Raw genomic sequence first — 12238 nt, forward strand, 5'->3', positions numbered from 1 at the left:
TGCGCTCGCGGGCACGCTGTGGCTCACGCGCTTCCCGCTGAAGGGGCGGCCAGGCCGCGCGATGTTCGGCGGCGTGATCGCGTTCGGCATTGCGACGATCGTGTTCGGGTTGTCGCGGCACTTCGCTCTGTCGCTCGTGGCACTGGCGGCGCTCGGCGCATCGGATGTGGTCAGCGTCGTCGTGCGGCTGTCGCTCGTGCAGTTGCGCACGCCCGACGACATGCTCGGGCGCGTGAGCGCGGTCAATGCGCTGTTCATCGGCACGTCGAACCAGCTCGGCGAATTCGAATCGGGCGTGACGGCCGCGTGGTGGGGCGCGCCGACGGCGATCGTCGTCGGCGGTACCGCGACGATTCTGGTCGCGCTCACGTGGATGCGGTTGTTCCCGCAACTGCGGAACATGACGTCGCTGGACCGCGAGCGTTGAAGCGATATCGACGCCGTTTCACGTCTGAGTATTTCAAATGCCATTCGATATTCAATCTAATTGCTTTCTATGCTCGGCGCGATTAATCGTCTGATTAATAAAAAAGGATCGCGCGGAACTGAATTCGGCTCGATTCAGGCGCCTCGAAACCCGCGTGAACCAGTCGATGCCGCAATGCCGTCACGAGAAAGAGCCTGATCCGTCAATGGCTTGCTGTTCAAGGGATTGCGGGCGTTTCTCATCAGAAGAATGTCGACCTTCAATTACGATATCCATTCAATAAATTACAAATAGGCTTCTGTAATTTTTCGAAATGATAATCATTGGTATGACAAAGTTTCGGAAATTGAAACAAATGGAAATACATGAAATGATATCGATTCTCATTTTCATGATCGATCGGGCAAGCCCGTCGATCACTCGTCAACCGTAGCCAGCTAGCGCCGCCCTCAGCCTGATTCGGGACGGCCAGTCAGCCAACGTATCCGTGCCTCGTGCGCGCACCATCGCGCGTCCACGCGGACGGTTTTCCCGACTGGATTTCCATGCCGAACAGGACCCCGCTCGCGAGCGCGCTCGCGCTGGCCTTTGCCATGCCCATCGTTTCGCCCGCGCTCGCGCAGGGCGCGCCCGCCGTCGACGCGCCCCCCGTTGCCGACGCAAAGCCCGCCGCGCGCACGCAGGACACGCTGCCGACGATCAGCGTATCGGGGCAGGCCGAGCATCAGGACTTCCAGGCGGAACGCTCGACCGTCGGCGCGAAAACCCCGACCGCGCTGCGCGACATTCCGCAGTCGGTCACGGTGATCAACAAGGCCTTGATGGAATCGCAGGGGCTCACGTCGTTCCAGGATGCGCTGCGCAATGCGCCGGGCATCACGATCGGCGGCGCGGAGGGCGGGCAGATCGGCAACAACATCAACCTGCGCGGCTTCACCGCGCAGAACGACATCTATCTCGACGGCTTCCGCGACCGCAACCAGTACTACCGCGATACGTTCGATCTCGATTCCGTCGAGGTGCTGTACGGCCCGTCGTCGATGCTGTTCGGGCGCGGCTCGACGGGCGGCGTGATCAACCAGGTGTCGAAGAAGGCGAACCTGAAGCCGTCGGCCGAGGTGTCGACGACGATCGGCACCGACGATCGCTACCGCACGAGCGTCGACCTGAACCGGCCGCTCGGCGCGACGTCGGCGTTCCGCATCAACGCGTTCGGCCAGTCGCTCGGCTCGACGCGCGACGTGATGAAGAACAAGGACTACGGGATCGCGCCGGAGCTGCGCTTCGGCATCGGCACGCCGACCGAGGTCACGCTGTCCGCGCTGATCCAGCACAACTACGACATGCCGGACTATGGCGTGCTCGCGGTCAACGGCCATCCGGCGCCGGTGTCGAAGAACACGTTCTACGGTCTCACCGACGACCGCACGATCCAGGACGTGCAGACGGTGTCCGCGCGCATCGACCATCGCGTCAACGATGCGCTGACGATCAGCAACCGCACGTCGTTCTCGCACTCGATGACGGATGCGCGCGAGACGGCGGCGAACGCGGTGCTGACCGGGCCGCTGTCGTCCAGCACCGCGCTGACGAACGGCAACTACACGTCGTTGCCGCTGTCCGCGCTGTACGTGAAGCTCGCGAGCCACGATCGCGTGATCGAGAACCATTCGGTCGACAACGACACGATGGCGCATTTCAAGTTCGACACGGGGTTCGTGAAGCATGACCTGATCGCCGGTGTCGAGGTCGGCCACGACAGCTACACGAACCAGACGTACACGCGCAGCGGCCTGCCGATCCTGTCGCTGATCGATCCGGCCTACCTGTCGTCGACGGCGTCCAATGCGACCCAGACGCCGGCCAATCATGCGGAATCGGGCGCAACGACGCTCGCCGCGTACATGAACGACACGGTATCGATCGGCCGCGACTGGAAATTCGTGGGCGGGCTGCGCTGGGATCGCTTCCAGGCGCATCTCGCGAACACGGTGAGCGCGCCCGGCTATGCGTCGCAGACGAACTATTTCACGAGCGTGCGGGCCGGCCTGATCTACCAGCCGACCGATTCGCAGTCGTACTACTTCTCGTACGGCACGTCGTTCAACCCGTCGCTCGAGACGCTGACGGTCACGAACAACACGCAGAACTTGGCGCCCGAGCACACGAAGTCGTATGAGGTGGGCGGCAAGTGGGACCTGCTGAACGACAACCTGTCGGTCACCTCGGCGCTGTTCCAGCAGGAGAAGAGCAACGCGCGCACGCAGACGTCGACGGGCGAATACCTGCTCGAAGGCGATATTCGCGTGCGTGGCTTCCAGGCGAGCGTGACGGGCCACATCACGCCGAAGTGGCAGGTGTTCGGCAGCTACACGTACATGAACGGCGTGATTCTCAGCGCGCTCGACGGCACGCAGGGCAAGACGCTCGCGAATACGCCGCGCAACACCTTCACGCTGTGGACGACCTATGCGTTCACGCCGCACTGGGAGATCGGCGGCGGTCCGACTTACATGTCGGGACGCTACGCGGCGAACACGGACTACGTGCAGGTGGGCGGCTATACGCGCTGGGACGCGACGGCCGCGTATCACGCGAAGCAGTGGGACCTGCGGCTGAACCTGCTGAACCTGACCAACAAGTTCTATTACGATGCGCTGATCCAGTCGGACGGCGGCCGCGCGGTGCCGGGCGTCGGGCGTACGTTCCTGGCGACGCTCGACTACCGGTTCTGAGCGATACGCATGCCGCCGCGGCATTCGATGAAAAAGGTGGAACGATGCTTGTACACATCCCGAACGTGCTGACACCCGAACAGGTGCGCATGGTGCGCGACCGGCTCGATCGTGCGGGCGACGCGTGGGTCGACGGCCGCGCGACGGCCGGCTACACGGGCGCGCCGGTCAAGCGCAACCAGCAGATTGCCGAGCATTCGCCGGTCGCGCGCGAACTGGGCGACGTGATCCTCGCCGCGGTCGAGCGCAATCCGCTGTTCATCAGCGCGGCGCTGCCGAACCAGGTCTATCCGCCACTGTTCAACCGCTACGAAGGCGGCATGACGTTCGGCAGCCACGTCGACGGGGCGGTGCGCGTGCTGCCGAACGGTGTGAAGCTGCGCACCGACGTGTCCGTCACGCTGTTCCTGTCCGCACCCGACGAATACGACGGCGGCGAACTCGTGATCGAGGATGCGTATGGCGTGCAGCAGGTCAAGCTGCCGGCCGGCGACCTGATCGTCTACCCGGCGACGAGCCTGCATCAGGTCACGCCGGTCACGCGCGGCGTGCGCGTCGCGAGCTTCTTCTGGGTGCAGAGCCTCGTGCGGAGCGATGCGCAGCGCGCGCTGCTGTTCGACATGGACACCGCGATCCAGCGGCTCAATGCGAGCGGCGCGGATGCGCAGGCGTGTCGCAGCCTCGTCGGCTGTTATCACAATCTTTTGAGAATCTGGAGCGAAACGTGAGCGTTGCCGATCCCATCGAAATCGACGCGGTACCCGCGTCGCGCACCACGCCGGGCACGCGTCCGGCCGGCGCCGGCGGCGCGCGATCGCGCCGCGGCACGTTCATCAAGTGGCTGCGCAAGGTGCACGGCTGGATCGGACTGTGGGGCGCCGCGCTCGGCTTGCTGTTCGGTACGACGGGGTTCCTGCTGAATCATCGTGCGCCGCCGCTGCGGATCCAGACCGGCGCGCCGCAGGTCGAGACGGTGCGGCTCGACGTACCCGATCCGGAACCCGCGTCGCCGCAAGCACTCGCGAAATGGTTGCGCGGGCAACCGGATCTGCATCTGCCGGAACGCATGGGGCGCGTGCAGAAGGAGCCCGAGCATCCGGTCGCATGGGGCGACCGCGAGACCGTGCAGCCCGAGCACTGGCAGCTCGTGTTCGCGTCGCCGCGCGAGAACGTCGCGGTCGACTACTGGGTCGGCAGCGACACGATGACGCTCAAACGCACCGGCAACGGCACGCTTGCGTGGCTGACGAACCTGCACAAGGGCGTGGGGATGAGCATCGGCTGGGTGCTGCTCGTCGATACGCTCGCGGGTGCGCTGATCCTGCTGTCGCTGACGGGCGTGCTGCTGTGGACCGAACTGAACAGGCGCAAGACCGTCGGCGTGGTGCTCGTGATCGGCTCGATCGTCGCGATCGTGTGGGCGGCCGGCGCGTAACGGTTGACAGTCAGGCGCCGGCGTCGCGCGCGACCCGCACGGCCGTGCCGTAGCAGATGACTTCCGTGACGCCCGCCCCGATCTCGGTCGAGTCGTAGCGCATCGCGACGATCGCATTCGCGCCGAGCTTGCGCGCGTCGCCGAGCATCTTGTCGAACGCTTGCTGGCGCGCCTTCTCGCACAGCGACGTATAAAGCGTGATGTTGCCGCCGAAGAGGGTTTGCAGCGACGCGCCGAACGAGCCGACGATCGAGCGCGAGCGCACGATGATGCCCTGTGCGACGCCGAGCGAGCGGACGATCGTGTGGCCGGGCAGGTCGAATGCGGTCGTGACGCGTTCGGGCGTGAGATCGTCGAACGAGCGGGAGATATCGGTCATGGCATTGCACCGTGTTGCTGAAGTGAGCGAATGACGATTCTATCCGGAACGGCAAACGGGCTGGGCCGGGTTCGAACGGGCGCGCCCGCACCATGCGCCCGTTCCACCGCACCCGGCCGTCGCCGGGTCAACGCTTGACGGTCGCGCTGCCGTTGCCGCCGAGATCGACCGCATAGGCGAGCGCCAGCTTGCCGAACTTCAACGCGTGATTCGCCTGGCGATCCGAATTCTCCAGCGTGTCGTTCACGGTATGGATGTACGGACTGTCGTTCTGGTCGGCCTCGAACGGGAACGACGCCGGATACCCTTGCGCATTCCACGACGCGTGATCCGAGCATGCATACCCGCACTGCGACGTGCCGATCGCGAGTTCCGGAAGGTACGTCTTCGCCAGATTCGTCAGGTAGGTGTTCTGCGACGCGTTCGTGTAGTCGGTGATCAGGTAGATGTCCTTCGGGTCGCCCTTGTAGTTCGTCATGTCGAGCTGCAGCACGCCGACCACGTTCGCATTCTGCGCGCGGAACTGCTTCGCGATCGCTTTCGAGCCGAGCAGCCCGGCTTCCTCGGCCGCGTACCCGACGAACTTGATCGTCCGCTTCGGTTTGTAGTTGTTCGCGAGCAGCACGCGCAGCGCTTCGGTCAGGCTGGCGATGCCCGACGCATCGTCGTCCGCGCCGGGCGAGCGCGTGTTCTCCGTCGTGCGGCCGACCGTCGAGTCGAGGTGGCCACCCAGCACGATGGTGCCCGCGGCCGGATCGCTGCCGCGGATCGTCAGGATCACGGATTTCTGCGGAAAGCCCGTGTGCGCGAACTGCTCGACGGTGATGTCGGCGCGCGAACCCGCCAGCTGCTTCCACTGCAAGGCGAGCCAGTCCGATGCCGCGACACCGTGCGACGTCGTGTAGTAGCGGTTCGTGAAGCCGGACAGCGACGTGATCGTGCCGACGATGTTGCTGGCCTGCAATTGCTGGATCCACGTGCCAATCTGCGGCGCGTTCGAGACCTTGTACACGGGCGCGGCGGCCTGTTTCGCGAGCGTCGGCGGCAACGGCTGCAGTGCCTGGCGTGCTTCGTCGAACGAGTCGTGCACGACATAGCCGGGCCCGTGGCCGCGTGTATGGTGGACGGCGTGGGCGAGCTCGCCGAGCCGGGAATCGTCGATTTCGACGACGTGGACGGTTTCGCGGCGCGCGGCGCCGTCGGCCGTCTTGCCGGCGTCGAGGGTCGTACTGTATTGCGCGGTGGCGCTGGCGTCGATGCGTTGCAACTGGCGGAACGCCGAGTCGCCGAGCGTGATCCACACCGGCGTCGCGTGCGCGGCGGCGGTCAGCAGCATGCCGCCGAGCGCGGCGCTCAGGCGGGTCAGTTTCAGAGTAGGCATGGTCGATCTCGTGAGGATGGCGATGTCGAGGAAGAGGGCGCGCCGCAGGTCGTGCGACGCGCCCCCGCCTGCTGCGGAATTACGACTTCTTCGGTACGGTCACGCCGTACGTGCAACTCTGGTTGTACGCGTTACCGATCGCGGTGAGCTGCGCGTTGCTGTAGCCGAGCGCGGACGCGGCCGTCAGCACGGCCTGCGCGGCGGCCTTCTGGTTGGTCGAGCTGTTGGTCATCGACAAGCCTTTCAGGAACGCCTTGTCCATCGCCTGCGCACCGATCGCGTCGCGCGCGACGAGGTTGCACGACGCCCAGTACTGGCCGGCCGTATGGATCTCCGCGCCGCGTGCCTGCGCATAGGTGCGCCCGACGTTCCAGTTGGTCACGCGGCCGCCCCAGAACTCGTTGTGGCCGTCCCAGTTGTAGACCCAGTTGTATTGCGCGTCCGACGGGCTCCACTGGTTGAAGTCGCGGCTGTACGCGGCGGCGAGATAGTCGCCGGTGCCTTCCGACAGGCCTTCCTGCTGCGACAGGCCGCCGTTCGTCACCCAGTCGTGGATGCCGTGGCCGAGCTCGTGGATCACGACGTCCGCATCTTCCGCATCGTCGACGCCGCCTTGCCCGAAGGTCAGCCGGCCGCTGCTCGACGAGTACGACGAGTTGTCGTCGCCCGATTCGCCGTGCGGGTCGTACTGCACGCCGCCGGTGTACTGGTACGGCAACGCCTTGATGCCGAGCGTCTGGTTCACGTAACGCAGGAACGTGTCGATGTGGTAGTACGCATTCACGGCCTCGAAATACAGGTTGCCGCGCGTGAATTCGAACGTGGGCGTCGACTGCACGGGGCACGCCTTGTCGAGCGGCGCATCGAAATCGACGCACGCCGCGTACGGACCCGACAGCGAGTAGCGTCCGCCCGACTGCGCGAGATCCTTCAGCGTCACGCGTACACGCGCAGCGGTGAGCTGCGACGAATCGCCGTCGTTGTTGTCCTTGTAGCCCGTGCTGCCGTAGCTGCTCTTGGTTGGCGACAGCGGATCGGGCCGGAATACGAAGCCCGTGCCGTCGGTCGCGTAGAACGCCTTGTCCTCGGCGCGCAGCACTTCGCCGCTGCCGGAGTCGATCAGCAGTTCCCAGTCGCCTTTCGGGCCGTCGTTCGGGCGGCCGCGCACCTTCCATGCGGTATGCGTGCCCGTCTTGTCGACGAACGCGACGAGCTGCGCATCGAGGTTCGTGAAGCCGCTCACGCCGAGATACGCGCGGGCGCGGTCGAGCGCCTGCTGCTGGTCGACGGCCTGCGACTTGCGCGACGTCGCGACCACGCCGTTGACCGTGTTGCTCGCGACGTACAGGATGCGGCCGTCCTTCGCGACCGTCACCGCGATATCGCTGCCGTACACGGGCAATCCGGCTGCCTGCTGCTGCAGGCGCACGACGGTGAAATCGGCATCGCTGCGCTCCGACGTGACGACGAGGCTCGCGAGTGCGGTCGCATCGAGCCCGAGCTGCGCGGCCTGCGACGCGACGAAGTCGCGCGCGGTGGCGGCGGGTGTCGTGGCGGTTTTCTTCGCGCGATAGGCGGGGTTGTACAGCGTGACGGCGACGCCGTCCGGGCGGAACTGCCCGGCGGCCGTATCGGCTTTGGCGGCCGCCGGCGCGACGCCGCGCGTCAGGCTTTCGCGCAGGCTCGTTGCTTGCGGATTCGAGACTTTCGTGTCGGCCGCGGTGCCGCCGACGATGCCGAAACCGAGCGCGAGACCCAGGGCGAGCGGCAGTGCTTTGCGTGATGTCTGCATACGTGATCCTCATCTCAACGGTTGGACACGCCCGCGCGTTCGTGGCGCGCAGGCACGACACGGCCCGCGCGACGGCTCGATGGAACCGGTGCGGCGAAGCGGTGTTGGGGGTGTCGACTGACTAAGGATCCCTAAATGTCAGGTCGAAAAGAAACAGGCGGGCGCAGAGGGGGACAAGCAGGCCGAGAAGCGAGCGAAGAAGCGAACGGCAGGCAGGTGCGGCGACGGCGAAGCGAGCATCGTCATGTCATACCCCTCGGATCGAATCGGTATCGGTTGGCAGCCGGTGCGGCGCGATACGCGTCGAGTGAAGCACGCGTGTCGTTAGGCTGCCTATCTAACTTTTTTTGGTATGTTACAGAATATTTTCAACGACATTCCAATTTATTTTCGACGACCGCTTCAGTCTGTCGATCAATCGCCGGCATTGTTCAGCGAGCGGCGGGAAACGCCGCCGGAACGCGCAATACCGCGCAGGATTGTGCTTTAAACCCGCGACGATCAGCGCGTCGCGCGCCGGTCGTTGCGCGGGCTCAAACCGAACCGCGTGCGATACGTGCGCGAGAAATGCGACGGCGATTCGAACCCGCACGCGACGCAAACCGAGGTGATGCTCATGTCGGTCTGTTGCAGCAGTTCACGCGCGCGATCGAGGCGCAGGTTCAGGTAGAAATGCGTCGGCGTGTCGTTCAGCGTCGCGCTGAACAGCCGCTCGAGCTGGCGGCGGGTAATCGACACCTCCTGCGCGAGTGCGTCGGAGCCGAGCGGGTTTTCCATGTGCCGCTGCATCGTGCCGATCACCTGGATCAGCTTGCGGTTGTGCACGCCGTAGCGCGCGGCGATCTCGAGCCGCTGGCTGTCGGAGCGCTGCCGGATCCGGCTGACGACGAACTGCTCGGAGATCGCCGCCGCGAGATCGGCGCCGTGCCGCCGCCCGATCAGGTCGAGCATCATGTCGATCGACGCGGTGCCGCCCGCACACGTGATGCGCCGTTCGTCGATCTCGAACAACTCCTGCGTCGCGTTGAGGCCCGGGTAGCGTTCGCGGAACGCGGCCAGCGCTTCCCAGTGCAGCGTGAGCGGTTGCGTTGCGTCGAACAGCCCGGCTTCCGCGAGCACGAAGCTGCCCGTGTCGATGCCGCCGAGCGTTGCACCATGACGGTGCTGGCGGCGCAGCCAGTCGCCGATCGCACGCGTGTAGCACACGAGCGGATCGAAGCCCGCGACGACGAACACCGTATCGACCTTGTCGACCTCCGCGCATGCGGCTTCGGCGGCGACCGGAATGCCGTTGCTCGCGGCGACGGGCGCGCCGTCGGCGCTGATCACGTGCCAGCGATAGAGCTCGGTGCGAAAGCGGTTCGCGACGCGCAGCGGTTCGACCGCGGACATGAAGCCGAGCGCGGAGAAGCCGGGCAGCAGCAGGAAGTGGAAATCCTCGGGCATCGGGGCAGGGGATGGAATCCGGTGGTCGTCACGCATCGCGCGGGGCGGCGAGCGGACGGGCGGGTGCCGCGCCGGCTCGCGCGCGCCGAACGGTCAGCGGGAGATTATCGCGGGTTTTGCGCGGGCTTAGCGCGTTTTTGCGCCGCGCACCGACCGGCGCGCGGTGGTCGACGGCAACTCGCCGAACTGCGCCTTGTACGCGTTCGCGAAATGCCCAAGGTGGATGAAGCCCCAGCGCGCGGCCGCATCGCTGATCGGCAGGTCGGCCTGCCGCGTATCGAGCAGCATCCGCCGCACTTGCGACAAGCGCAGCGAGCGCACGTAATTCAACGGGCTCGTCTGCACGACCGACTGGAAGCTGTTCTGCATCGTGCGCCGGCTCACGCGCAATTGCGTGCACAGGCTCAGCACGTCGACCGGTGCTTCGGGATGGTCGATCACGTAGTCGTGCACGCGACGCACGATGTCGGCGCGGCAGGCGTGCGTGAGACGGTTCGACGGTTCGGCAATCCGGTACGTGAGGAGATCGACGAGCACGTTGCCGATCTCGCCGCGCAGTTCGCGCTGCGCGCGTGCGTCGAGGTACGTGTCGGGGGCCGACAGCACCCGTTCGAGTTGCGTGGCGACCTGCACGCTCGCGCGCATCAGCACGGCGGTGGGCATGTCGACGACGCCGCGCCGCAACATGGCGTCATCGAGGTGGACATCGGCCGCATCCTCGACCTGCTGCATCAATTCGCGATCGGCGACGACACCGATCAGCGACATGTCGTCGGGCGAATGCAGCTCGAACGGCGCACCGCCGCGCGCCATCACCATCGTGCCGCGTTCGATGCGCGCACCGCCGAATGCGAATGCGCCGGAGCCGGTAAGCGGCATGCCGAACACCGTGTGGTCGTGCGGCAACCTTCCGCGCTGGATGATGCGCACGTTGGCGGCTTCCTGGAACAACTGCATGCCGTCCAGCACCGCATGCTTGACCGCGCTGCGATAGGCGCCCGAGCCGATCTGGTCGTAGCGCTGGTTCCAGCCGCGCAGCGCCTCGGCATGCCGGTCCGCGTTGTCGAACCTCTCGTGAAACACGAACACAGCGCCTCCAGGTGCGTCGATCAGGACCGCGCAAGATTAAACCGACCGCGTGGTCGGCGCAATAAGGGGGAGCGCTATTCCGCGCGCATTTGTCAGAGGGTCGGAAGCCTCCAGCCGGCGTGGCTTTCAGGCGGTTTTCCAATATCCCGAATCGGCACGCACGCGGTGCCGGTCCGGGTGCTGACCGGATTTATTGTCGAACTACAGTCGCCCCACATCACGTGATTCCCCAACTGGAGGCGACATGAGGACAAGGCGACGAACCGCGGTGCTCGCGGCGACGCTGGCGTTCGCGGCGGCATGGGTCGGCAGCGCGAACGCGACGGAAAAGCCGGAGGAACTGGTCGTGCAGAAGATGCCGCCATGGCATCAGCACGAGGTCTATATCGTCGACATCTCGATGCCGTCGATGACCGACGGACGCATCTACGTGTACGACGCCGATGCGAAGAAGCTGCTCGGCCAGATCGACGGCGGTTTCGGCCCCGGCTTCGCGATTTCTCCCGATCACAGGACCAGCTTCGTCGCGACGACCTACTTCTCGCGCGGCTCGCACGGCACGCGCACCGACGTCGTCGAGATGACCGACAACACGACGCTCGATCACGCGGGCGAGATCGTGATTCCGGCGAAGCACGCGCAGCATGTGCCGTCGCCGTACAACACCGCGTTCGGCGCGGACGGCAAGCGGCTGTACGTCGCGAACATCACGCCGGCGGCATCGCTGACGGTGATCGACGCCGTGTCGAAGAAAGTGCTGTCGGAGATCGACACGGCAGCCTGCGTGCTCGCGTATCCGTCGGGCAACGACCGCTTCACCGCGCTGTGCGAAAGCGGCAAGGCACTGACCGTCACGCTCGATGCGAACGGCAAGGAAGCGAAGCGCACGATGTCGGATGCGTTCATCGACGTCGACAAGGATCCGGCGTTCGTGAACGCGTCGCGCTACAAGGGCGAGTATCTGTTCACGACGTACGGCGGCAACGTGCTCAGCGCGGATTTCAGCGGCGACAAGCCCGCGTTCGGCAAGCCATGGTCGCTGTTGACGGACGCCGAGCGTGCCGAAGGCTGGCGCCCGGGCGGCATGCAGCAGACGGCCGTGCAGGCCAGGCAGAACCGCTACTACGTGCTGATGCACAAGGGCGGCGACGGCTCGCACAAGGATCCCGGTACCCAGGTGTGGGTGGTTGACCTGAAGTCGAAGCAGCGTGTCGCGCGCTGGGATCTCGCGCAGCAGAAGGTCGATCCGCTCGTGTCGATCCAGGTCAGCGAGGACGACAAGCCGCTGTTCTACGGGCTGACGGCGACGTCCGACCTCGTCGTGATGGATGCGCGCACCGGCAAGCTGCAGCACGTCGAGAAGCAGATCGGCAATACGTCGTCGCTGCTCGTCAACCCGTGAGGCCGCGATGACGCTCGATCCCGTACTTGCCACCAGCGCGCAGGCCGGCGCTGCCGTCGTCGTGCTGCTCGGCGCGTTCGCGAAGATGCGGCGGCCCGCCGCGTTCAGCCAGGCGCTTGCCGGTTACCGGCAAGCGCCTGGCTGAACACGGC

At 65.6% G+C, this 12238-nt stretch carries 9 protein-coding genes and 2 pseudogenes; 6 read left to right on the top strand and 5 right to left on the bottom strand.

What is annotated here, in order from left to right:
• From G3N99_RS24060 to G3N99_RS24075, 4 genes and pseudogenes are all read left to right on the top strand, one after another.
• A pseudogene (locus G3N99_RS24060) lies at positions 1–427 on the top strand (MFS transporter); the annotation flags it as partial.
• Positions 428–972: 545 nt separating this feature from the next.
• The gene (locus G3N99_RS24065; RefSeq protein ID WP_206123643.1) at positions 973–3162 is read left to right on the top strand and encodes a TonB-dependent siderophore receptor; all 2190 of its coding nucleotides are present in this window, start codon (positions 973–975) and stop codon (positions 3160–3162) included.
• Positions 3163–3206: 44 nt separating this feature from the next.
• On the top strand, positions 3207–3890 hold the full coding sequence (locus G3N99_RS24070) for a Fe2+-dependent dioxygenase (RefSeq protein ID WP_174936476.1): 684 nt from the start codon (positions 3207–3209) through the stop codon (positions 3888–3890).
• Positions 3887–4597, top strand: coding sequence for a PepSY-associated TM helix domain-containing protein (locus G3N99_RS24075; RefSeq protein WP_174936479.1), 711 nt, complete (start codon positions 3887–3889; stop codon positions 4595–4597). Before G3N99_RS24070 ends, G3N99_RS24075 begins: the two co-directional genes overlap by 4 nt.
• A gap of 10 nt (positions 4598–4607) precedes the next feature.
• Here G3N99_RS24075 and G3N99_RS24080 read toward each other — a convergent pair whose 3' ends face one another.
• From G3N99_RS24080 to G3N99_RS24100, 5 genes are all read right to left on the bottom strand, one after another.
• Positions 4608–4976, bottom strand: a complete 369-nt coding sequence (locus G3N99_RS24080; protein ID WP_174936482.1) for a YbjQ family protein — start codon at positions 4974–4976, stop codon at positions 4608–4610.
• Between the two features lie 127 nt (positions 4977–5103).
• Positions 5104–6357 (bottom strand): M20/M25/M40 family metallo-hydrolase, encoded by a 1254-nt coding sequence (locus G3N99_RS24085; RefSeq protein WP_174938960.1) that lies wholly within the window; start codon positions 6355–6357, stop codon positions 5104–5106.
• A gap of 79 nt (positions 6358–6436) precedes the next feature.
• Positions 6437–8149, bottom strand: a complete 1713-nt coding sequence (locus tag G3N99_RS24090; RefSeq protein ID WP_206123644.1) for a M36 family metallopeptidase — start codon at positions 8147–8149, stop codon at positions 6437–6439.
• A gap of 501 nt (positions 8150–8650) precedes the next feature.
• A complete protein-coding gene (locus tag G3N99_RS24095) occupies positions 8651–9595 on the bottom strand; it encodes a GlxA family transcriptional regulator (protein WP_206123646.1) in 945 nt (314 codons plus the stop codon).
• 126 nt (positions 9596–9721) lie between these two features.
• Entirely contained in the window at positions 9722–10684 is a 963-nt protein-coding gene (locus G3N99_RS24100) for a helix-turn-helix domain-containing protein (protein WP_174938964.1), read from the bottom strand.
• Positions 10685–10928: 244 nt separating this feature from the next.
• Between G3N99_RS24100 and G3N99_RS24105 the strand changes: the two genes are divergently transcribed.
• Together G3N99_RS24105 and G3N99_RS42405 are read left to right on the top strand one after the other, a co-directional pair.
• Positions 10929–12086, top strand: a complete 1158-nt coding sequence (locus G3N99_RS24105; RefSeq protein ID WP_206123645.1) for an amine dehydrogenase large subunit — start codon at positions 10929–10931, stop codon at positions 12084–12086.
• A gap of 7 nt (positions 12087–12093) precedes the next feature.
• Positions 12094–12216 (top strand): annotated as a pseudogene (locus G3N99_RS42405) (methylamine utilization protein MauE); the annotation flags it as partial.
• Between the last annotated feature and the right edge of the window lie 22 nt (positions 12217–12238).

Source organism: Burkholderia sp. Ac-20392, from assembly GCF_017104585.1.
GTDB classification, from domain to species: Bacteria; Pseudomonadota; Gammaproteobacteria; order Burkholderiales; family Burkholderiaceae; genus Burkholderia; species Burkholderia lata.